Raw genomic sequence first — 22,462 nt, 5'->3', positions numbered from 1 at the left:
CCTATTGCTTTTTGTCCAGATGCCCGGGCTCCCGTCGGACCCGGGTATAGTCGCGTTCAGCACGGTATTTTTTCCAGCCGACGTAGGTTAATGCGGTTATGATTGCAAGTCCGATCCAGATGGATCCGATCCACGGATTGTTGTTTGGAACGACCGGCAAGTAAACAGGCGCTTCCTTTTTCATGAACAAATCGTTCACAACGGCTTTAAACCGTTTGATCCCGGAGTCGACGGTCTGGGCTTGAACCGGTATGGTGGACAGCTGAGACTGTAGAAATATCAAAAAAGAATCCACCATCTCCACTTGATAGGGAGCGCGATTAATAAGCAGGGCCGGTCGGATGACCGAAATATGCTGTTTTAGATCCTGAAGCGCCAACTTGGATTTGTTCGCATCATGACGGTTAACGGAATCGGCAATTCGGTCCAGATCATCCGTAACGATTTTGTAGTACTGCAGCCACATCGGGTTTTTCGGATGCGCCACAGCATCGGTTGCAAGCCTTATCCTAGCCGCTGCAAGAACTGCTTGTTCATGAGGCAACGTTAAAGAATTAAAGGCTCGCTTGGCGTCGACGATACTTGACGTCAACGCTTCGATGCCCTCTACCGTTAACCCGTCAAAGCCGGTCGTTTCAATGATTTTCTCCATCTGAGAAAGTTGTTTTCTCGCTTCGAATATATTTCCACCGGCGACATTCCGGTACATGGAATCCGCCGTTTCATTTAATCTCGTTATCGAGTTCCGCGCATCGGTCTCTTGGACAGGAGCTTCTGTAAGAACGATCTCAGATACAGGTTGCGCCGCTTCCGCACGTACCGTGCTGCTTGTCCCCCACATTCCCGCCAAAATCATCGCCGCGCAAGCGAACTTCCCAAGTCGCACGCAATACCGCATTGAAAACATAAAAAATCCCTCCTGCTTCATAAGCTGATGAAAAGTACAAGATCTGCTTGTACCTAACATATGGAGGGATTCCAGCTTTTAGACCTTCGTTCTTCGCGTCAGCCAAATGGCCGAATAAGCGCATACGATGCTGAATACGGACAACAGTACCGTAAACAATTCGACTTGAGGCAAGCGTTCCACCAATGCCGAAGACAACGTGGGATATACGCCGTATTGGTAATCGACAAAATCGTTGCAAATCGTCCAGATGGCCGCGACGCCGGTCGCCAAATACCCGTAAGTGAAAAACCTGGCGAACAACAACGCCTCCACCGCCATTCCAAGATGCGAAACCACTAGCATCCAATCCTGCCAAACGAGCGTATCACCCAATGACGCTTCCGCAAAAATCATGACAACCGCCCAAATGCCGTATTTGACCGACGTGACGACGGCAAGCGCCTCCATCAGACCGCGAAAAAATGATTTTTTACCCGAAGGCTCGTCCTTCCGAACTAACAAATATAAAATCGAAACGGTAAAAAACAAAGACGCCGTCGGGCTGTCCGGCACAAATACGATCTGCCATAGCGGATTGTTGTTCAGCGTATATTCGAGCTGATTTCCATACCAAATGTAACCGTAAAACGTTCCCAACAAGTTAACCCAAAACAAACTCCACAGCATCCATCTGCTCGTTAAAAACGACTTGCTCCAAAAGTAAGCTAACGACATGGACTTACGTTCCTCCTCTTGCAAAAAACCTGACCGCACTTGCGATCAGGTTTTGGTAAGTTGCATTATTGTGCTTTCTTTTGTTTGGACAACCAATCGGCGATTTTTTCGATATCGGCATCGGTTAACCCTTTGCCTTTGGCCGTTTCTGCCATAGGAGGCATTCCGCCGCGTCCATTGTGGATAATTCCAAGAATATCGTCTTTCGTTAACGTGTCCCCGATACCGCGAAGCGATGGGAAACCGTTGCCGCCTTTCAGGTTGTCACCATGACAGGATAAGCAAGTTGCGGTTTTCATCAGTTCTTTGGCCGGATCGTCAGGAGCGACAAGAGCAATTTCTTGGTTCTTGTTCTTGCTCGGAGCCGGTTGGCCTTTCTCAGCGGCTTCGCGGGCTTTTTCCTCACGCTCGATATGCTCTGGAACCATGTTTTTGATGGCTAGCTCTTCTTGATAATGAGCCCAAGATACCTTCGTCAAGTAGATAACGGACAGCAAGCCCAGGAACATCAATGCGGAAGCAACCGGACGTCTGTAGAAACGTCTTTCTTTGCCCGTATCGAGAAACGGAGCCAGCATCAACGCACCGAACATGACGCCAGGTACCGCGACCGTACCCATTACAACGTAAGCATTGGACGTATATGGGTATTTCAGCAATTGATACATGAACAAGAAGTACCAGTCCGGCATCGGAATAAACGCCGTATTCGTCGGATCTGCCGGATAACCGAGCGGAGCAGCTTCGGCAATCGTCAGGACGAGAAACCCGACGAGTACGACAGCACCTACCATCCACTCTTTAAGCAGGAAGTTCGGAATGAACGCTTCAGATTTACCGGGAAACGCCGTATAATCGGGTGGGATCGGACGGTTGGTAGTATCTTTCTTGCGCACACGCGAATCCCCTACAAAAACAACCTTTTCGTTCGACTTGTGGCCATGCGCCATGAAATGCCCCTCCCTTCTGTTATAGCGGTCCCGAAATGCCTTGTCTGCGGATCATAAAGAAATGCGCCCCTAGCAAGGCAAGCAAGCCTGCTGGCAGGAAGAACACGTGAATCGCGAAGAAGCGTGTAAGCGTCTGAGCGCCTACGATCGTACCGCCCTGCGCCAATTCCTTCAAATACGAACCGATAATCGGAACGGAGTTAACGATCTCCATCGTAACTTTTGTAGCAAAATAAGCTTTGTTATCCCACGGCAGCAAGTACCCGGTAAGTCCGAGACCCAGCATGACGAAGAAAATCAACATCCCGACAACCCAGTTCATCTCACGCGGTGCTTTGTAAGAACCTGTGAAAAACACGCGCAAGGTATGTAGGAACATCATAACGATAACCAAGCTCGCTCCCCAGTGGTGCATGCCGCGCACGATCGAACCGAAAGCTACTTGATGCTGCAAGTAGTCGACGCTCGCGTAAGCGTTAATAATGTCGGGGACGTAGTACATTGTCAGGAACATGCCTGACAAAATTTGAATAACCGTGATAAAAAACGTCAAGCCGCCGAAGCAATAAACAAATGCGGAAAAGTGATGCGCAGGGTTAACGTGTTCAGGAACTTCGTGGTCTGCGACATCTCTCCACATCGGCGTTATATCAAGACGTTCGTCAATCCAGTTATAGACACTTTTAAACATCCGACTTTACGCCTCCTTATTATTTTACCCGCGTGTTCGGTACAATTGCGCCCAAGTAAATATTACCTGCATCTACCTTGACGCTGTACTCGTCAAGCGGAACCGGCGCAACAGCCAAGTTTTTGCCGTTTTTGTCATAACGTGCGCCGTGGCAAGGGCATACGTATTCACCTTTCGCGTCAGCTTCCCATCCGCCGATCGTGCAGCCTAAATGTTTACATACCGGGGACAAGGCATAAACCTTATTGTTCTCATCCTTTGCAATCCAAGCGGTAAGCTCGGCTTCGCTTTCGTACCAACCGTCAACCTGATGGATTTTAAAGGAGACTGTTTTCGGCTCGGTCGTGACGTCGCTTTCTTTAGCAACTTTAACCCAGTCGGCTCCAGCCTTTTTCTCGAGAATCGGATCTACCGCGAATCGAAGCATCGGGATAACCGGTCCCATAGCCAAAAATGCGGTTGTTCCTCCGAGCGTGTATGAAAGAAATTGTCGACGGGACATTTCTTTACGAGCTACGGGCTTCATTTCTTCATCGTGGTGATCGTGATTATTAGCGTTGTGCATCTCGTGTTCTACCCCCTTTACCAACCATTTCTCGCGTCTGTCTAATCGAAGTTCCACGACTAACAAGGACATTATAATAATATCCCAGTCATATGGGAGCGTCAAGAATTTCGCGTTCCGATTGTTCGTAAATATAAAATCAGTTCAAGCAAATGTTGAGATTTTGTCACAATTGGACGACGTAATCCTTTGCCATTTTATTTTCCCTGATAACCGCTATTTTATGCAGGGCTGGCGCTATTTTCCCGACTTCCATAACGCTTCGACATGCTTGGATACGACCTTGCCCGGTGCGTCATGTTCTTCGTTCTGCCACATTTGCGGTCGAATGAACAAATCAGCCTCTTGCAATTCGAGTTCCCCCACCAACTCATCGAAGGCAATCGCGATCACATATTTGAAACCGCTTTTTTTCAAGTTCCGGCACAGCTTATTCGCAGATTCCGCGTAGGCCTTCGAATCATCGTTTCCGTAATGAGAGGCCGGGTAGGTTACGATTCTCCCCTTATACGGGATTTCCACCATGTCCATCACATCGCGCAGCCGCTCCAGCGCGTCGGTCACTTGCCATGGCTCTTCTTGTCCCGTTAGACCGGTCAAAGGCAGCAGGCAGGTGTCCAAATACGGGTGTAGCGCCTGCCAATCCTCGCGGCGAATGTCGCTGAATTTCATCCTATCACTCTCCTGTACTGTATCATACATGTTCGCACGCATAAAAAAAAGACTTGCTTTATCGGCAAGTCTTCCTACGAATGAAGCGATTTTAATTCTTCCGTCAGCTGCCGGAACGTCGTTCGGTCACCGGATGCCAGCGCTTTGTCGATTTCTTTGTATATATGGTCTTCCCGATGCTTGCGTATCGCTTCATCCAAAATCATTTCCGCAGCGAGACCCAACATGACCTCATAAGATGCTTTAATTTTGTCCATAGGACGTACCTCCTGAAGACTTTCTACGTAGAAAGCCGCATCATTAGCAAGTGCTTTGCCTGTCGCATGCGAAACTAGGAATCGTCGGTGTAGCTATCTCTTGTATTCGCCGCCTTTCGCAACGTAGCTCTCCATCGTTCTATTCATCCGTTGCAAATCTTGTTCCGTCAATTCTCGGACGACTTTGGCGGGAGTTCCCATTGCAAGCGTGTACGACGGGATTTTTTTGTTCTCCGTAACGATTGATCCTGCTCCTATTAAAGCATATTCACCGATCTCCGCACCGTTCAATACAATAGCCCCCATGCCGATTAATGTACCTTTGCCTACATGGCAGCCATGGATAATCGCGGCATGTCCGACCGAAACTTCATCCTCGACGATCAGCGGTTGGTCCGTATTTACATGACCCACCACGCCATCTTGGATATTGCAGCGATTGCCGATGCGGATCGGCGCCAAATCACCACGCAATACGGCGTTGAACCATATGCTCGACTGTTCGCCGACGGTCACGTCGCCGATGATTTTGACCCCGTCCGCCACGTATACCGACGGATGAACGGCTGGCTCAATACCTTGGTATGGAATATATATCATTTGTCATCACTCCGTTACGATTACTATATTCATCATACCGTTCCATCGGCAGGAGCTCAATAAGACTCATCGCTCCGGAGCGAGTTCGATCTTGTCCTCGTGCGGCACGTAGACGCCATGGATGACTCCGCTGCCCAGCTTCGTTACCATCACCGTTTTTCCGAAGCCCTCCGCTTCGCCGACACGAACCAAGCCAAGGTGCATCATCATTTGAACGATCCGTTGTTCCATAATCGATTCCGAGGAATCGTAATAGAACGGTTTTATGAAAGGACCGATCACTTGGTACAACGAATGAAACGTCACCCACTTTCGGGATAATCGTTCCACCCAGTGGACAAGGGAAAGCAGGTTGGGAATCGCCCCTTTGTAGAGGCGCAGCCAGAAGCGGTATACTTGCGTCAGCAATTCCCTCTGCCCGTTCGTGACACGTTCTTTGCCTAGTGCTGTTAAACACAATTGGTCGCCTTGTTCGCTGATCAACTCATGGAAATGACAATAGTCGTAGACAAAGGAGAAACGGTTCGGATAGTCTTTGAACCTTCTTCCGTAACCGAATCGCCAACCTACCCTGCCTACAGGCTCTTCTCTCACGGCAAACCGGTCCAGGATCTGTTGCAGATTCCGTTTGTACATGGTCCCATCCGCTGTCAAAGCAACGTCTTGATCATGCAGGTAATGCATAAAAACATAGATGTCCTCGAGTATCATCATCTGTTCGTCGCGGTACATCTGGGGTTCCTCGACAACCGTCAGCTTTTGCTCGAATTGTTTGGCGAGCGTATCGCCGAACCGTTTCTTCAAGTCTTGCGGTACCTGGAACAAATATTTCGTCTGTTGCGAGTATCCATTGAACAGCCAGCCATATTGCTTAAACTTCGCGATGACATCGCGAGGATTGGTCGAAGCTTGACTCGAAGTGTCACAGGCTTCCCCGCCTTCGGCAAATTTCGTCTGCTGCACCCGGGCGATCAGTTCCTCCAGGCTAAAATCGGTTCGCTGATCGTACAGCAGCGAATTCAAAAAACGCAAATCTTCGAGACTCAATCGATCGATATGATGCTCAAAAACTTCCCTACGGTTTACCGTCGACAGAATGGATTGAATCAAATCGTTTTTTGAGTTTCCGTTGCACTCGCATTCATAGTTATTCGCTATTCTACTTAATTGATGAATGTCTGCAAAGACAAGCATATCGGCTAGATTCATGAAATACCTCCGCAAACTCCCTGTCCGTATTCAGACCGCTAGTACCATTATGGGATGTTTGCAGAAAAATATTCCTATGTGGAGGAGAAAATCGTGTGAAAGCGGAGCTAGTTGCGGGTTGTTGCCAAGTGGGCCGTACAATTGTAGATCAATTTGTCCCAGCCTCGATCGTTCTGACGGATGACGGTAAAGGACGTATTGCCGATATGTTCCTGATGATCTTCGCCGAATAAGCGGATAATCAGTTGCGCGAGTAACCCGCCGTGCGTAACGATCAGAATACGGCGTCCCTCGTACCGCTCGCACAAAGCCTCGATCCCTTCGACGGCTCTTTGCCGCAGCGCTTCATCGGTTTCCGCGCCGGGATCATGCTGCTTCCATTCCGTCCCCCACCGATCGATGCGCTCCTTCAACGTCGTTCCTTCGAAAGACCCGAACGATCTTTCGCTGAATCGACGATCCTCTTCCAATAGCGGGATACCCAGCCTCTCTGCGATAATTCGGGCCGTTTCCTTGGCGCGTCCCAGCTCGCTGGAAATCGCGTAATCCCAGGCTCCCCGTTCACTCGCCAGACGTTCCGCCAAAGCTTTTGCTTGCCCGATCCCCTCGTCACTCAGCGGTATATCGGTTTGTCCCTGAATTCGCCCTTCCGCGTTCCAAGGCGTTACTCCGTGTCTAATCAATCCGATTGTCGTCATATTCCTTGATCCTTTCATGAAAAAAAATATTCGCCTAAGCAGCACTCAGGCGAAGTCGTTAACTATGCTCTTGTACGGGATAACCAATTCATGATGAGCAGGGCGAAAATGAGACCGAATAACGAAACGGCCACCCAATAATGCGGGTAAGTCGGCGTCATTTTCAATACGAACGGGTCGCTGATGCTTGCAGTAGGTACATTTAAGTAAAAATCCGAATCGACGATTCCTCCGTCTTCCGCGGCGCTTGCGGCAGGCATGAGTCCCGATGCGCTGCTAAGCACTTGGACGTTCCGATCGGGCGTATCGTAAACGATGGAATATAAAAAACTGCAAATGAACAACGCCAAGCATACCGCGATAATCGCCGTTGCGTTTCTTCTCAGCCGGAGAGAAAACGAATAGCTCCGATGATGGACCGGAATTCTCCAGGATTCGTCGGAATAAATTCGATCCATGACGTTGTTGGAGATTCGATCGTATGTAACAGGTTCTTCGAACTTCGACATCGATTGGATCAGTTCCGTGCTTTCCTTCCAGAAGCTGAACTGTTCCGAGCATTCGGCACATTCGCGAATGTGATCGTCAACCTGAGCACGCTTATGATCATCTGCCGGCAAATCCCAATAATCGCCGAACAGCTCTTGTATCGATTCACATTTCATCGTGAGTTCATCCCTTCATACTCCTCAAAAATCGGTTCAAGAAAGTATGGCTCCAGCTGTGTCTTCACACTGGCTCTTGCCCGAAATAACAACGACTTGACGGAGCTTACCGTTTGTCCCAGTATATTGGCGATCTCCTGATAGTCCATCTGGTCGTATTCCCGCAAAATTAAAGCGGACCGCTGCTTCTCCGGCAAATTGTTGATTGCGTCGCGAACCATGGAGATCCGTTCATTCCTCAGCAGCGTTGAGTCGGGACGCGAATCCGCCGGGGCTTCCGGGACGAACAAGCCTTCATCCAGCGAGATGTTGCCGGTTTTTTGCTTGCGCAGCTCGCTTAGTACCGTATTGCGGGCGATCGTATATAGCCATGTGGCGAACGAAGCGTCTACCTCTCGGAACGAGTATAAGCTTCGATAAGCTTTATAAAAAGTTTCCGAGCACAAATCTTCAGCCATCAATTCCAGCTGTGCGCTCTTCAACATGTGGTAAATAAACGCCAGAATTTTCCGCTGGTAGCGCCGCATCAATTCCGAATACATTTCCACGTTTCCGTCTTTAATTTCTCGAATTAACTGGGAATCGGTCATTGCCCGCGACCCTCCTCGCGATTCCAAGCTTTCCTCCCAGTTCAAACCGACTATATAGTTTGACTAGGCAGGGAGCAAAAAGTTGCGCCTCAAATCAAAAAAATTACGAATGTCTTCCCTTGCTCCAAACAATCAGACGGAGTCCCTCATCTATTAGACGATGGAAACGGCAAAAAGGTTCAATACAACTTAATTCTGTCTTTTCAGCAAAAATCCTGCTTCGCTCGACAGAACATGCCGCGGAAAAAACAGATATATATAAATATTATTGAAAGCAAAAAAAAACCACTCATCGCTGAGTGGCCGCACAACACGTGCAATTTATTTGGATAGGAGTGGAGAGAAACCATACTGTACTTTTATTATAATGTATCCGTTTTCATTTTGTCAATACCTACTTTGTAAGCGTTTCATAATCTTTTAAAAAAAATTCCCCTAAAATACATTGTATCTTAGAGGAACTCCATCTTATACATGTACGGGATAATTCAAAGCTTGTAATACTTCGACGGCCCGGTCCATATCCGCTTCATGCCGGAACGATAAACGTAAAATGCCTGGGACGTCCGCCCGGCTTTCGATAATTTGCAGATTGCTTAAGTTGATCCCGCGGTTGCCGAGCTCAGAGGCGATATTGCCGATAATGCCGGGATGGTCGGGCACGTCGACGTAAATATCGAATACCGGCGTAATCGCGCCTTTGCGGCGCTCCGGCAGTTGGCTTCGAAATGCGTTCGCCTGCTGGAACAGCTTCTCGATGCCTTTGCCGTCTCCTTGCTCCAACAGTCCGATAAACTCGTCGATTTTGCCGTTCCAATCCTTAAGCAGCTTTAACATGACTTGCCGGTTGTTAACCAAAATATCGCGCCACATGACCGGATCGCTCGAGGCAATCCGCGTAATGTCGCGAAATCCGCCTGCCGCCAAGCTTTTGTACAACTCATTTTCCTCGTTGTAGCCGGAAACCTGATTGACTAAAGCAACCGCGATGATGTGCGGCAAATGGCTGATAGCGCCGACAATGTCGTCATGCAGCCCGGCTTCCACCCGGACGAGCTGCGCTTTCGTGTGCGTAAGCAAACGGGTCAAGCGCTCATATGCTTCTTCCGGTACATCGGGATCCGGCGTCAACACGTAAAAAGCATTTTCATAGAGCAGCGCCGAAGCGGCCGCCACTCCCGAACGCTCGGAGCCGGCCATCGGATGCCCGCCGATAAAATACGCACCGCGCAAATCGATGCTCCTGGCGTAGCTTACGATCGATTTCTTCGTACTGCCGACGTCCGTGACGATACAGCCCGGCTTCAGCGGCAATTCGCTTAATTGCCGGAGGTTATCCGCAAGCACACCAACAGGTCCGCATAGAAAAATAAAATCGGCGTCCTCCGCCGCTTCGCGCATCGAGGTTGTCGCGTAATCGACAACCTCGTGCTTTAGGTATTTGTCCACGGAGGCTGGATTGTTGGAATGGCCGACGACAACCAGATCGGGTTTCCCCTTAAAGCATAAGGCGAGCGAGCCACCCATCAATCCAACCCCGAATATCGCTATTTTAATCATCGGATTCCTCTTCTATCTTATAGATTAAGCTTGTACTGCCGTTTCGCTTAAAACTTGCTCCAGCGCGGCGATCAGCTTCTCGTTGTCCTCAGGCTTGCCTACGGAGATACGCAGCCAATTCGGATACACGCCAAAGCCTGCGCGAGTGATCAATCCTTTGCGAAGAAGCGCGTCGAATACGAGCGTTGCCGGACGTTTGACGTCAACCATGATGAAATTGCCGTGAGCCGGGAAATAAGTTAACCCCAGACGATCGAAATGCTCTTGGTAATAAGCGATGCCCTTTGCGTTCTCGTCGCGGCAGAACCGGATAAATTCCGAATCCTGCAGAGCGGCCCTTGCCGCAGCTTGAGCGAAGCTGGACGTATTGAAAGGCTCGCGAACTTGATTGATCGAATGGATGACTTCAGGGTCGCCGACGGCATAACCGATGCGCAGCGAGGCAAGGCCGTAAATTTTCGAGAACGTGCGCAGCAGCACGACGTTTTTATATTTTTGGGCGAACTCAAGCCCGTTCGGATAACTTGGGTCGATGACAAACTCGCAATATGCTTCGTCCAGTACGACGAGCACATCGGAAGGAACCTTTTGCATAAAACGTTCCAGCGCTTCCGTGGAGACGATTGTCCCGGTCGGATTGTTCGGGTTGCAGATCCAAATAATTTTTGTTTTGTCCGTCACCTTCGCCAGCATGCCGTCCAAATCGTGCGTGCCGTTCACGAGCGGAACTTCGATCGGAACAGCGTTTTCGACTTGGGAGTTATGCTTGTACACGGAGAACGTCAGATCCGCCATGATCGTTTCATCGCCCGGCACAAGGAACGCGCGCGCGATCATTAGAATCACTTCGTCCGAACCGGTTCCGAAAATAATTTGCTTCGGGTGCACGCCTAAATGTTCGGCCAATACAGCAGTAAGAGAAACGCTGCCGCCATCCGGATAAATGTGCGTATTTTGCAGCTCGCTCACGATTGCGTCTTTCGCTTTTTGCGAGGAACCGTACGGGTTTTCATTCGAAGCCAGCTTGATTACTTCGGTGAGTCCAAGCTCGCGCTTCACGTCCTCCACCGGTTTGCCCGGCTGGTATACAGGTAAATGAACAATATTCGATTTCGGCTGCATCTTAAGTCACCTCAACATAGAATAGAATGCATGATAGCATTTGGGTTATGACATCCAATATATCAAGTATTGTAACTGAATTGGACCATACTTTCCACCCGGATTTTCGCAAGGGAAGCCGTTCATTGCCGCAAAAAAAGCTTCACGTACCGCCGATGTTCGATCGAAGGCACGTTGAAGCTTATGTGACAGGAGTTCGGTTAGCCTTTTAAATTCCTCACGAATTGCTGAATGGCAGCGAGTCCTTCGCTTTTCGTCTCCGCGTTTGCGAGCAGAGGAAGCACCTCTTCGATCTGGCGCACGATTGCGCTGCCGACGACAACGCCGTCGCAAATCGTAGAGAAATGTTTGACATGCTCCGCCGTCGAAATGCCGAATCCGATGGCCACGGGAACTGATGCGGAACGTTTCACCGTCTCAAGAAACTCATCGATGCCTTCGGCAAATTGCGTGCGGACGCCGGTTACCCCGAGCGACGATACGCAGTAGACGAATCCGGAAGCGTTTTGTGCGATGCGAACGATCCGGTCTCTGGACGTCGGCGCAACTAGCGGGATCAGATGAATGCCATATTGCTTGGACAGCTCACGTACCTGGCCGTCTTCTTCGATCGGCAAGTCCGGAATGATGATGCCGCTGATTTCATTGTCGGCTAGCAGCCCGAAGAAACGCTCAAGCCCAAGGCGCAGGACGGGGTTATAATACGTAAACAGGATAAAAGGAAGCTCGATGCCCTGCTCTCTCGCTTGCTTCGCCGCCTTGATGCAGTCCAGGATCGAAATGCGATGCTCGAGTGCGCGCTGCGATGCCCGTTGGATGACCGGACCGTCCGCGAGCGGATCGGAATACGGCACGCCAAGTTCAACGATGTCGGCTCCGGCCAGCTCCAGTTGTTTGATGATCTCGATCGAAGTCGAGATATCGGGATCCCCTACGGTAAGAAACGGGATCAACGCCGTCTTATTCTCCGCTTTCAGCCGGCTGAAGGCTTGATCAATGCGATTCATTCGACTCGCCTCCCAAATACGACATGATCGCTTCGACGTCTTTATCGCCGCGGCCCGAAAGGCTAACGACGATGATTTCTTCCTTGCCTAACGTCGGTGCCAGCTTTACCACTTGCGCGATCGCGTGAGCGCTCTCCAGCGCCGGAATAATGCCTTCCGTGCGGCTCAGCAGCTGCAGCGCATCAAGCGCCTCCTTGTCGGTAATCGGATAATACGTTGCCCGTCCGCTATCCTTGAGGTACGAGTGCTCCGGCCCGATGCCCGGGTAATCCAGTCCTGCCGAAATCGAATGCGCGGGCTGCACCTGGCCGAACTCGTCCTGCAGCACGTAGCTAAGCGAACCTTGGAACACGCCGTGGCTGCCTTTAGTCATCGTCGCCGCATGGAATTCCGTGTCGACCCCTCTGCCCGCGGCTTCTACGCCGACAAGCTTGACCGTTTCGTCGCCGACGTACGGATAGAAGATCCCCATCGCGTTGCTGCCGCCACCAACGGCCGCTACGACGTAATCCGGCAGTCTGCCTTCCGTCTCCAGGATTTGTTTGCGCGACTCGTCGCCGATAATCCGCTGGAAATCGCGCACGATCATCGGATACGGGTGCGGTCCGGTAACCGAACCGAGAATGTAATACGTGTCGTGTACGTGGCTCACCCAGTAACGGAGCGTTTCGTTGCACGCATCCTTCAACGTGCGCGTGCCGGACGTGACAGGAACGACTTCCGTGCCGAGCAGCTGCATGCGGAACACATTCAACTGCTGGCGCTTCATGTCCTCTTCGCCCATGAACACCTTGCATTCCATGCCGAGCAATGCGGCTACCGTCGCCGTCGCAACGCCGTGTTGGCCTGCGCCCGTCTCGGCGATGACCTTCTTCTTGCCCATTCGTTTGGCAAGAACCGCTTGTCCGATCGTATTGTTGATTTTGTGCGCGCCCGTATGGTTCAGGTCCTCGCGCTTTAAGTATATTTTCGCGCCGCCAAGCGTTTCCGACAAACGCTCCGCATAATAAAGCGGCGTCGGACGTCCGGAATACTTGTGCAGCAAATAGTTGACTTCTTCGATAAACTCCGCATCCTTCGAATAGTGCTTATAAGCCTCTTCCAATTCGATCAGCGCGTTCATTAACGTTTCCGGCACATATTTGCCCCCGAATTTGCCGAAACGTCCGTTCTCGTCAGGCACTTGATTCATGATCGCTTCACCCTTTCAACAAATGCAGTAATTTTCGCAATATCTTTGGCGCCGTTCGTTTCGACGCCGCTTGACACGTCCACTCCGTTCGGACGGAACGCGGAAACTAGTCCTTGGACGTTGTCGGCGTCCAACCCGCCGGCAATAAGGAGCGGAATGCCTTCTTGAGCGGTCCAAGCCGCGTAAGGCGGGATCCGGTCCCATGCAAATGCTTTGCCTGTCCCGCCGCCAACGATCGGGTCGTACGTGTCCAGCAGCATGCCGTCGATGCAGCCGCGGTATGGGTCAAGTTGAGCGGCAATCGCTTCCGCGCTTTGCCGATCTTCAGCCGTTTCGCCTTCGCCTGCATTTTCCGCCGAGACCGACTCTGCAACGGAAAACACTTTGTAAACATCAACCGGCAGCCGGTCTTTCACCTGCCGGCAAAACTCCGGCGTCTCCTGGCCATGCAGCTGCACGACATCCAGCGGAGCAACGGCGAGCAACTGCTCCAGCTGCTCCATGGACGGGTTCACGAACACGCCAAAAGTCAATGGCCGGCGGCCTGCTTTTTTCCGCACAGCTTCTATCATATCTTTTGCCAGCTCCGATGTCACCTGCCTTTTGCTCGGAGCGAATATGAAACCGATATGATCGATCGGCAGGTGAAGCATCGATTCGATCATCGGGACGGACATCAACCCGCAAATTTTGACGGTCGTTCCGGCCGCGCGAGCCTGTTCCGGACTCATCGTCCAGCACCTTCGACTTCGCTCGCCAGAGGCCCGAGCAAATCCGCTACCGCTTGCCCGACATCGCCCTGCCGCATGAAATGTTCGCCGACGAGAACGGCCTGTGCGCCGATCGATTGCAAATATTCGATTTCCGACGGGCTCGAAATGCCGCTTTCGCTGACGATCGTCACGCCTTTCGGCATCAATCCGATCAGTTCCTCGGTCGTCTTCAAGTCGGTTACGAACGTCTTCAGGTTGCGGTTATTGACGCCGATTAATCGGACGCCGTCCAGTTCCAGTACCGTTTCCAGTTCTTCGCGGTCATGAACCTCAACGAGTACGTCCAAACCAAGATCGCTCGCCACGCCAAGCAGTTCTTGCATATGCTTTTTCGTCAAAATCGCGGCGATAAGCAGAATCGCGTCGGCACCGATCGCACGCGCTTCATAGACCTGGCGATAATCGATCGTAAAATCTTTGCGCAGAAGCGGCACGTTCACCGCTTGACGCACCTGGGTCAAATAGTCGTTGGACCCTTGAAAATATTCGACATCCGTCAGCACCGAAATGCAGTCCGTACCGGCCGCGGCATATGCCTGAGCGAGCGTTACGGGGTTAAAATCGGCACGGATCAGCCCTTTGGACGGGGATGCCTTCTTCACCTCGGCGATCAATCCCATTGCACGATGGCGGCGGCTAGACAGCGCGTCCGCAAAGCCAAGGCACGGAGCCATGCCGCTAATTTGCCGTTCCATCTCCGCCAAGGAGAAGGTTGCCTTCAGTTTTTCCACTTCGTGTTGTTTCGTCGCTACGATTTTATCAAGAAACATGGCTCAGTTCTCCCGTGTAATGTATAAGTTGCTCAAGCTTGCTTAGCGCGCGTCCGGAATCGATCGCTTGCGCCGCGCGGTGCACGCCTTCCTGCAGCGTCGCCGCTCGGCCGGACACGTAAATGCACGCTCCCGCATTCGCCAGCACGATATCGCGATAACCGCCCTGCTCGCCTTGAAAGACGCGTCGGATGAGCGACGCATTCGTCGCCGGGTCGCCGCCCATCACTTCGCTAAGCGGATACGATTGCAAACCAAGCTCTTCCGGCGAAATATCGTAGGTGCGAATGGCGCCGTCCTTTAGCTCGGAAACTTGGGTCGGCGCCGAAATGCTGATTTCATCGAGCCCGTCATGGCTGGATACGACCATCGCCCGCTCAAGTCCTAACTCCTTCAGCACGTAAGCGAGCGTCTCCGTCAATTTGCGGTCGTATACGCCCAGCAGCTGCCGGTCGGCTCCCGCCGGATTCGTCAAAGGACCGAGCACGTTAAATACGGTCCGAATGCCAAGCTCTCTGCGAGGAGCCGCTACATGCTTCATCGAAGTATGGTACAGCTGGGCGAACATAAAGCAGATGCCGATTTCGTCCAGACATTGCGCCGCCTGCTCGCCGGTCAGGTTAATATTGACACCAAGCGCTTCCAGCACGTCCGCGCTGCCGGTTTTGCCCGACATCGCCCGGTTGCCGTGTTTCGCCACAAGCACCGACTCCGAAGACACGATAATGGCCGAAGCCGTCGAGATGTTGAATTTATGAATGCCGGAGCCGCCCGTACCGACCACGTCAAGCAGCCCTTTCCGTTCCGTAGGCACCCGCTTCGCTTTCTCGCGCATCACTTCCGCAAAACCGGCGATTTCGTCAACCGTTTCGCCTTTCATGCGCAGCGCCGTCAGCAAGCCGCCGATCTGCGCTTGAGTCACTTCGCCTTCCATGACCGAACTCATGACATCCCGAGCTTCCTCGCGGCACAAATCGTTTCCGCCGATCACCTTCGCTATCGCATGTTGTATCGTAAACGGCGTTTCATAGTGAACCGTCATATGATTCTACCTCCCTACTTTACGATGAATGAACAAAATAGTCGAGATTCGCCGTTCCCGCATAATACGGAGCAGGCTCCTCCGGAGCGAAAATCGATTCCGCCGCGCGGATTGCCTTCAGCAGCGCTTTCGCCTTATTGATCGTTTCCACGTATTCGTTCTCCGGAACGGAATCCCATACGATGCCGGCCCCCGCCTGAACGTAAGCTTTGCCTTGCTTGAAAATAATCGTCCGAATCGTGATGCACGTATTCAAGTTGCCCGAAAATCCGAGGTAGCCGATCGCGCCCGCGTAAGCGCCGCGCGCTTCGTTCTCCAGCTCGGCGATGATTTGCATCGCCCGCAGCTTCGGCGCGCCCGATACGGTGCCGGCCGGCAAGCAGGAGATGAAGGCGTCGAAGAAATCTTTGTCTTCGCGCAGCTTGCCGATCACGTTCGAGACGATGTGCATGACGTGCGAATATCGTTCGATCTCCATGTACGAATCGCATTTGACCGAGCCGAATTCGGACACCCGACCGATATCGTTGCGCCCCAGGTCAACGAGCATCAGATGCTCCGCGCGTTCCTTCTCGTCGGCCAGCAGCTCCTTCTCCAGCGCCAAATCTTCTTCCGGCGTCCGGCCCCGCGGTCTCGTTCCGGCGATCGGCCTCGTTTCCACGCGGTCGCCGTCAACTTTGACGAGCGCTTCCGGCGACGTGCCGACGATGACCTCATCGTCCATCTTCAAATAGTACATGTACGGCGACGGGTTCATCGTGCGCAGCACGCGATAAACATGCAGCGGAGAAATCGTCGTATCGATGTTGAAACGCTGTGACAGCACCACTTGAAAAATATCGCCTGCTCGAATGTATTCCTTCGCTTTGTCGACGTTGGCAAGAAACTGCTCCTTCGTCACGTTGGAGTGAACTTCGCCCAATTCGATATCTTGCGGCACCGGGCGATGCGGCGTTGCCGCCATCGTGATCGGCTGCTTCAAGCGCTCGATCGTAGCGTCGATTCTGCGGCACGTCGCGGCATAAGCCTCCGCGATTTCGGCATCGGTCGCATGCTCGCGAATATGGACGTTGGCGATCACTTGGATCTGTTGCTTGAAATGGTCGAATACGATCACCTGGTCGCAGAACATAAACTGCAGATCGTTCATGTTCAGATCGTCGATGCGGTGTGCCGGCAGCTTCTCGTAATGCTGCAGCAGGTCGTAGCCGAAAAATCCGATCGCTCCGCCCGTAAACGGCGGGAGGTCCGGCAGCGCCGGGCTTTTGTACGATCGAAGGTGCGCCTTCAGCAGCTCAAGCGGCTTCTCCGTCGCCGTATGGACGACGCCGTTCACTTCGATTTCCATCTTGTCGTTTTTGCCGCGGACGAGCATGAACGGGTCCGTTCCGATAAACGAATAACGCGCCCATTTCACACCGCCCTCCACGCTTTCCAGCAAAAATGCCCGAGGCTCCTCGTAGAAATGCTGGAATACTCGGATCGGCGTCTCCGTATCGGCCATAAAGGACCGTGCGACCGGAATCAGGTTGTATCGTTCCGCCATTTGGATCACTTGCGTCAGTTGCGGTGTGTACATGAGCGTTCATCTCCTTTTGCATGATGAGAATTTATGTTGAACAAATAAAAAAGACCTCTACCAAAGTAGAGGCCGGTTCGTTGATTATGAAGTATGAATCCTTAGCAAAATAGCAAACAAAAGGGATCGCAAAAAAATGCGAAATACACGATTCCCTCAGCTAGGCTATGCTCGACTCTTCTCTTCTCATCTCAACTTAACTCTACTCTTCTCAACTTTGCTGAATCCACTATAACCGATTGGACGCCGCGGCGTCAATAGGGTGCGCAGCGTTTTTTTAAGCCGCTTGTTAAGCAGACGGTCATGCTGCGGCTTCGCGCACGTTGCACCGCTGAACCGTAACGGCTTCAAGCTTTTCTACGCTTTGCCCGCCAAATCCGGACGAAGCTTGACTGCGTCGTTCAAATATACATGGACGATTTCGTTTTGTTTCTTCTCCGTGTTCACCTGAACCATCAACCGAATGCATAGCGGCAGACTGCCTTGTACCGGGATTTCGATGCTGCACATGAGCGGCACAAGTTCCCATCCGTTCATTTGGCGAATCGCTCTTGCCGGGAACGTTGCGTCCAGATCTGTCGTCATCGTAACGAACACGCTGCAAATATCTTCGGGAATGATGCTATTCTGTTTTACGATATCGTTAAGCAGCTCGATTGTTGCGTCCAAAATTTCCTTCTCTTCATTATGCTTGACTGTAATCGCACCGCGAATGCCGCGTAATGCCATCATGCAGGCCTCCGTTTCAATTGCTCCACAATGCTCTTCACAAGAGCCGCGGAAACGTTTTTGTTGATTTCCACTTTGCCGATGTCGGTCGGCACGATGAACACCATGCTGCCTTCATTGAACTTTTTGTCGTGCATCATCGCACTCATGATTTGCTCGACATCCAGATGCGCGGGAATGTCAACCGGCAGTCCGAATTTTCCGAATATCCGCTTGGTCTCGTCGTGGATGTATGCAGGGTTGCCGAGCTCGACGGCGAGCCGTGCAGCTCCAACCATGCCGATGGAAATCGCTTCGCCGTGCAGCAGCTCGTTGTAGCCGGCTACGGCCTCCAGCGCATGCCCGATCGTATGCCCTAGGTTCAAAATCGCGCGAAGATCGTTTTCCCGCTCATCCTGCGACACGACGATCGACTTCACACGGCACCCTTGGTATAACGCGTAGCTCAGCGCTTCAGAGTCCAGGCTGAGCAGCTGTTCCGCATGCTCGTCGCACCAATTGACGAATTCACGGTCCCAGATCAGCCCATGCTTGATCACTTCGGACAATCCGGCGCGTACTTCCCGTGCGGGCAAAGTCTGTAACGCTGCAATGTCATAAAGCACCATGTCAGGCTGATGAAATGCGCCGATAATGTTCTTCGCCAGCGGGTGATTGACCGCCACCTTGCCGCCGACGCTGCTGTCGTGCGCCAGTATCGTCGTCGGAATTTGCACGAAGCGGACGCCGCGCATGTAGCTTGCGGCAACGAATCCCGCCAGGTCGCCGACAACGCCGCCGCCTAGCGCAATGACCGTCGATTTGCGATCGAGTCCGGCCTCCAGCGCAACCTTGACGACATCCTCGAGCACGGCGAGCGACTTCGATTTTTCGCCTGCGGCAACGACGGCATGCGCCGTTTTGTAGCCTCCGGCTTGCAGTAGCTGCTCGACTTTCTCCAAGTACAACGGCGCAACATGCTCGTCCGTGACGATCAGCAAAGGCGAACCTTTGCCGATTCGATGCTTCTCGAATAATGACGCAATTTCGTTTAATATCCCTTCTCCGATATAAATCGGATACGAACGGTCGCCAAGATCAACTGTTAGCTCCCGCATCTTAGTACCGCTCCACTTGCGCCAAGTAGTTGTTCAAGTTCGCGCGGATTTCCTCGATGGAGTCGCCGCCGAACTTCTCGAGGAACGCTTTCGCCACTTCCCAAGCGACGACGCTTTCCATGACGACACTGGCCGCCGGCACGGCACAAGCATCCGAACGTTCCACTTGAGCGGTAAAAGCTTCCTTCGTATCGATGTCGACGCTTTGCAGCGGCTTATATAGCGTCGGGATCGGCTTCATGACGCCGCGTACGACGATTTGCTCGCCCGTCGTCATGCCGCCTTCGAAGCCGCCGAGACGGTTCGTTGCTCGATAGAAGCCTCTTTCCTCCGAATACATGATTTCGTCATGCACCTTCGAGCCGCGTAGCTTGGCCGCTTCGAAGCCGATGCCGATTTCGCAGCCCTTGAACGCATTGATCGATACGACCGCTTGCGCGATCCGGCCGTCCAGCTTGCGATCCCATTGCACATGGCTGCCCAAGCCGACCGGAACGCCTTCGACGATACATTCGACGATGCCGCCGATCGAATCGCCGTCCGCTTTAATTTGATCGATATGGTCCATCATCTTCTGTTCCGTTTCCTTGTCGACGACGCGAACGGATGATTCCTCCGTGAGCCGAATCAACTCGTCAACCGGCAAATCGTTGGTCGGAGCTTCGATTTCGCCGATGCGAATCACTTGCCCGGCAACCTTGATGCCGAATTCCGCCAGCAGCTGTCGGGCCACGGCGCCGCAAGCGACACGTGCCGCCGTCTCTCTGGCGCTGGAACGCTCCAGCACGTTGCGCAAATCGCGCAGGTTGTATTTCAAGCCGCCGTTCAAATCGGCATGACCCGGACGCGGGCGATGAACCCGGCGCTTCTCCACGTCGCCGCCTTCGATCGGCTCGATATTCATAACCGTTGTCCAATGCTTCCAGTCGTTGTTCTCGATGACGAGCGCAACCGGCGCTCCGGTTGTTTTGCCGTGACGAACGCCTCCGACCACTTGCGCCGTATCCTTCTCGATTTGCATCCGGCGTCCTCGTCCATGGCCTTTTTGGCGGCGGTGCAATTGGAAGTTCAAGTCCTCGAACGAAAATTTCATATTGCTCGGCAATCCTTCGATAATTGCCGTTAGCTGCGGACCGTGCGTCTCGCCCGCTGTTAAATATCGTAAACTCATGGATGGTTTTCCCCCTAGCTCCGGACAAGCTCAATGCGCCATACAGCCACGTTCTGTCCTCATTTCTTTGCTAATTATAGTATAGCCGTGCCGGTTTGACAAGAAAATGAACCCAGTCCGCGGCGATCGGCTCGATAGGCGTTGGAATACAAAAAACGCTATCCTTGCCGAATTTCGGCTTAGATAGCGTGCATGAATCCCCGTACATTTTTAACTGTTCACCGGCTGTTTTTTCAAAAGCTGCGGATTGTCCGCAAGCTGCGGGTCGCTCATCATACCGATGATTTGCATCGAGTCGATTCCTAGGATTTGCGCGCATTCTTGAATCGTGATGAATCCTCGTCGATATGCCGAAATGACCTTCCGCTTATCCATGCGATTGACCTCCAAATGATCTGGTGTCCATAGTATTGGAATAATTGGAAGGAACTATACGTGCCGCTCGTTTTTATACCTTGCGGTAGAAAAATGTTTCCGCCGATTCGAGGCCGTATTGGCCCGGCGAAAAAATTTGCTCCGTGCTGCCGACGAACAAGATGCCTCCCGGTTTTAGCGCCTTGGCGAATTTGTGATACAAAATATGCTTCGCTTCTTCCGTGAAATAAATCATGACATTGCGGCAAATGATCAAGTCGAAATTCGATTCGAACGTGTCGACGAGCAAGTTCTGCTTTTGAAACTTGATCGCTCGCTTCAACTCGTCCTTTATGATATAACTTACATTTTCATTGTGAAAATATTTTTTCACATAGGGTGCAGGGACGTCGCGGACGGAACGATCGATGTATACGCCTTGACGCGCCTTCTCCAAGGCGCCTTCATCGATGTCTGTCGCGTGAAGCTGAACTTCGTTCAACACGCCTTTCTCCGCCAAGATCATCGCCAAGGAATACGGTTCTTCCCCCGTCGAGCAAGCGGCGCTCCACAGCTTAAGACGCCTAGTACCCCGCAGCATGTCCGGAATGAACCTCTGTTCGAGAATTTCCCACCGATTCGGGTTGCGCCAAAATTCGGATACGTTGATCGTCATCCGGTCGAGAAATTCATAGAAAAGCTTCTTATCTTTCACCATCGCATCAAAAAATGAAACGAACGTGCCGTAGCCGTGCTTCTGCCGCAGCGTCGTCAGCCTGCGCTTCATCTGGGCTTCTTTGTATTGAGCCAAATCAATGGCGGTGGCATCCTTCACTCGCTTAATAAACAGTGCAAAATCTTGATCCTCCATGCTGAAATCACGCTCCAACCCAAGTACGACATGTTTCGCCAAATCGGTGTCGTTTCATGACTTATTCCCTGCCCGTGCATATTTTTCCTGCTTGACATGGCGGCTTCCGAAAAATCAGACTTTATCCCTACTCCATTCCATTCAGTATTTCGCAGCAGCCAAAAAAAAAGCCGGCAACGTGGCGTTCGCCATCGTTGCCGGCTTCTTGCGGCTTATTCTATATCCAAATCTGAATTGCTTTGTCGTAGCTTAACAGCTCTTCCGGCTTGAAGAAGTTCGAAATTTCCCTCTCGGCGCTTGCCGGGGAATCGGAGCCATGAATCAAGTTCATGTTCGTATGTACGCAATAATCGCCGCGAATCGTGCCTGGCAGGGCTTCAAGCGAATTGGTTTTGCCGATCATCATTCGCGATAAGGCAATGACTTCCTCGCCTTCCCAAACCATCGCAAAAACCGGTCCGGACGTAATGAAGCTCACGAGTCTCTCGAAAAACGGCTTGCCCTGATGCTCGGCATAATGATACTCCGCTTGCTCCCTCGTGATTTGCATCAGCTTGGCCCCGACGAGCTGAAAACCTTTTTTCTCGAAGCGGCTTACGATTTCGCCGATCACGCTGCGCTGCACGCCATCCGGCTTGACCATCAAATAAGTTCTTTCCACACTATATTCCCCC

At 52.0% G+C, this 22,462-nt stretch carries 26 protein-coding genes; all 26 read right to left on the bottom strand.

Annotation, left to right across the window (positions count from 1 at the left end):
- Position 1 precedes the first annotated feature (1 nt).
- Positions 2–907: a sporulation protein YpjB gene (locus AC0LWM_RS13100; RefSeq protein WP_474675386.1), complete on the bottom strand. Its 906-nt coding sequence runs from the start codon at positions 905–907 to the stop codon at positions 2–4.
- 78 nt (positions 908–985) lie between these two features.
- Positions 986–1,624 carry a DUF1405 domain-containing protein gene (locus AC0LWM_RS13095; RefSeq protein ID WP_474675385.1) on the bottom strand — a complete coding sequence of 213 codons (639 nt, stop codon included), beginning with the start codon at positions 1,622–1,624 and terminating at the stop codon, positions 986–988.
- Between the two features lie 65 nt (positions 1,625–1,689).
- The gene (locus AC0LWM_RS13090) at positions 1,690–2,574 is read right to left on the bottom strand and encodes a menaquinol-cytochrome c reductase cytochrome b/c subunit (protein ID WP_474675384.1); all 885 of its coding nucleotides are present in this window, start codon (positions 2,572–2,574) and stop codon (positions 1,690–1,692) included.
- A 19-nt stretch (positions 2,575–2,593) separates the two neighbouring features.
- The gene (gene qcrB, locus AC0LWM_RS13085; protein WP_474675383.1) at positions 2,594–3,265 is read right to left on the bottom strand and encodes a menaquinol-cytochrome c reductase cytochrome b subunit; all 672 of its coding nucleotides are present in this window, start codon (positions 3,263–3,265) and stop codon (positions 2,594–2,596) included.
- Positions 3,266–3,284: 19 nt separating this feature from the next.
- A complete protein-coding gene (locus AC0LWM_RS13080) occupies positions 3,285–3,830 on the bottom strand; it encodes a QcrA and Rieske domain-containing protein (RefSeq protein ID WP_474675382.1) in 546 nt (181 codons plus the stop codon).
- Positions 3,831–4,067: 237 nt separating this feature from the next.
- Positions 4,068–4,502 (bottom strand): DUF2487 family protein, encoded by a 435-nt coding sequence (locus AC0LWM_RS13075; protein ID WP_474675381.1) that lies wholly within the window; start codon positions 4,500–4,502, stop codon positions 4,068–4,070.
- A 74-nt stretch (positions 4,503–4,576) separates the two neighbouring features.
- Positions 4,577–4,759, bottom strand: coding sequence for an IDEAL domain-containing protein (locus AC0LWM_RS13070; RefSeq protein WP_474675380.1), 183 nt, complete (start codon positions 4,757–4,759; stop codon positions 4,577–4,579).
- A gap of 93 nt (positions 4,760–4,852) precedes the next feature.
- The gene (locus tag AC0LWM_RS13065; RefSeq protein ID WP_474675414.1) at positions 4,853–5,356 is read right to left on the bottom strand and encodes a gamma carbonic anhydrase family protein; all 504 of its coding nucleotides are present in this window, start codon (positions 5,354–5,356) and stop codon (positions 4,853–4,855) included.
- A gap of 69 nt (positions 5,357–5,425) precedes the next feature.
- Complete coding sequence (locus tag AC0LWM_RS13060; protein WP_474675379.1) at positions 5,426–6,568, bottom strand: hypothetical protein; 1,143 nt, start codon at positions 6,566–6,568, stop codon at positions 5,426–5,428.
- Positions 6,569–6,675: 107 nt separating this feature from the next.
- On the bottom strand, positions 6,676–7,266 hold the full coding sequence (locus AC0LWM_RS13055; protein ID WP_474675378.1) for a histidine phosphatase family protein: 591 nt from the start codon (positions 7,264–7,266) through the stop codon (positions 6,676–6,678).
- A 62-nt stretch (positions 7,267–7,328) separates the two neighbouring features.
- On the bottom strand, positions 7,329–7,931 hold the full coding sequence (locus AC0LWM_RS13050; RefSeq protein ID WP_474675377.1) for an anti-sigma factor family protein: 603 nt from the start codon (positions 7,929–7,931) through the stop codon (positions 7,329–7,331).
- Positions 7,928–8,521, bottom strand: coding sequence for an RNA polymerase sigma factor (locus tag AC0LWM_RS13045; protein WP_474675376.1), 594 nt, complete (start codon positions 8,519–8,521; stop codon positions 7,928–7,930). Before AC0LWM_RS13045 ends, AC0LWM_RS13050 begins: the two co-directional genes overlap by 4 nt.
- A 468-nt stretch (positions 8,522–8,989) precedes the next feature.
- Positions 8,990–10,081 (bottom strand): prephenate dehydrogenase, encoded by a 1,092-nt coding sequence (locus tag AC0LWM_RS13040; protein ID WP_474675375.1) that lies wholly within the window; start codon positions 10,079–10,081, stop codon positions 8,990–8,992.
- 24 nt (positions 10,082–10,105) lie between these two features.
- Entirely contained in the window at positions 10,106–11,203 is a 1,098-nt protein-coding gene (hisC, locus tag AC0LWM_RS13035; protein WP_474675374.1) for a histidinol-phosphate transaminase, read from the bottom strand.
- Positions 11,204–11,403: 200 nt separating this feature from the next.
- A complete protein-coding gene (gene trpA, locus AC0LWM_RS13030; protein WP_474675373.1) occupies positions 11,404–12,210 on the bottom strand; it encodes a tryptophan synthase subunit alpha in 807 nt (268 codons plus the stop codon).
- Positions 12,197–13,402, bottom strand: a complete 1,206-nt coding sequence (gene trpB, locus AC0LWM_RS13025; protein ID WP_474675372.1) for a tryptophan synthase subunit beta — start codon at positions 13,400–13,402, stop codon at positions 12,197–12,199. Before trpB ends, trpA begins: the two co-directional genes overlap by 14 nt.
- Positions 13,399–14,133, bottom strand: coding sequence for a phosphoribosylanthranilate isomerase (locus tag AC0LWM_RS13020; RefSeq protein WP_474675371.1), 735 nt, complete (start codon positions 14,131–14,133; stop codon positions 13,399–13,401). Before AC0LWM_RS13020 ends, trpB begins: the two co-directional genes overlap by 4 nt.
- Entirely contained in the window at positions 14,130–14,945 is an 816-nt protein-coding gene (trpC, locus tag AC0LWM_RS13015; RefSeq protein ID WP_474675370.1) for an indole-3-glycerol phosphate synthase TrpC, read from the bottom strand. The genes AC0LWM_RS13020 and trpC overlap by 4 nt, the downstream gene beginning before the upstream one ends.
- Positions 14,935–15,987 (bottom strand): anthranilate phosphoribosyltransferase, encoded by a 1,053-nt coding sequence (gene trpD, locus AC0LWM_RS13010; protein ID WP_474675369.1) that lies wholly within the window; start codon positions 15,985–15,987, stop codon positions 14,935–14,937. Before trpD ends, trpC begins: the two co-directional genes overlap by 11 nt.
- 19 nt (positions 15,988–16,006) lie before the next feature.
- Positions 16,007–17,566 carry an anthranilate synthase component I gene (gene trpE, locus AC0LWM_RS13005; RefSeq protein WP_474675368.1) on the bottom strand — a complete coding sequence of 520 codons (1,560 nt, stop codon included), beginning with the start codon at positions 17,564–17,566 and terminating at the stop codon, positions 16,007–16,009.
- A gap of 357 nt (positions 17,567–17,923) precedes the next feature.
- The gene (gene aroH / locus AC0LWM_RS13000; protein WP_474675413.1) at positions 17,924–18,295 is read right to left on the bottom strand and encodes a chorismate mutase; all 372 of its coding nucleotides are present in this window, start codon (positions 18,293–18,295) and stop codon (positions 17,924–17,926) included.
- Positions 18,295–19,392 carry a 3-dehydroquinate synthase gene (gene aroB, locus AC0LWM_RS12995; RefSeq protein ID WP_474675367.1) on the bottom strand — a complete coding sequence of 366 codons (1,098 nt, stop codon included), beginning with the start codon at positions 19,390–19,392 and terminating at the stop codon, positions 18,295–18,297. Before aroB ends, aroH begins: the two co-directional genes overlap by 1 nt.
- A gap of 1 nt (position 19,393) precedes the next feature.
- Positions 19,394–20,563 carry a chorismate synthase gene (gene aroC / locus AC0LWM_RS12990; RefSeq protein WP_474675366.1) on the bottom strand — a complete coding sequence of 390 codons (1,170 nt, stop codon included), beginning with the start codon at positions 20,561–20,563 and terminating at the stop codon, positions 19,394–19,396.
- Between the two features lie 210 nt (positions 20,564–20,773).
- The gene (locus AC0LWM_RS12985; protein WP_474675365.1) at positions 20,774–20,938 is read right to left on the bottom strand and encodes a hypothetical protein; all 165 of its coding nucleotides are present in this window, start codon (positions 20,936–20,938) and stop codon (positions 20,774–20,776) included.
- A gap of 73 nt (positions 20,939–21,011) precedes the next feature.
- Positions 21,012–21,788, bottom strand: coding sequence for a CheR family methyltransferase (locus AC0LWM_RS12980; RefSeq protein WP_474675364.1), 777 nt, complete (start codon positions 21,786–21,788; stop codon positions 21,012–21,014).
- Between the two features lie 217 nt (positions 21,789–22,005).
- Positions 22,006–22,449 carry a nucleoside-diphosphate kinase gene (gene ndk, locus AC0LWM_RS12975; protein ID WP_474675363.1) on the bottom strand — a complete coding sequence of 148 codons (444 nt, stop codon included), beginning with the start codon at positions 22,447–22,449 and terminating at the stop codon, positions 22,006–22,008.
- Positions 22,450–22,462 lie beyond the last annotated feature (13 nt).

This window comes from Paenibacillus sp. sgz302148 (assembly GCF_056120465.1).
The sequence above is the reverse complement of the archived record's forward strand: the minus strand, read 5'-3'. Positions and strand labels throughout refer to the sequence as shown.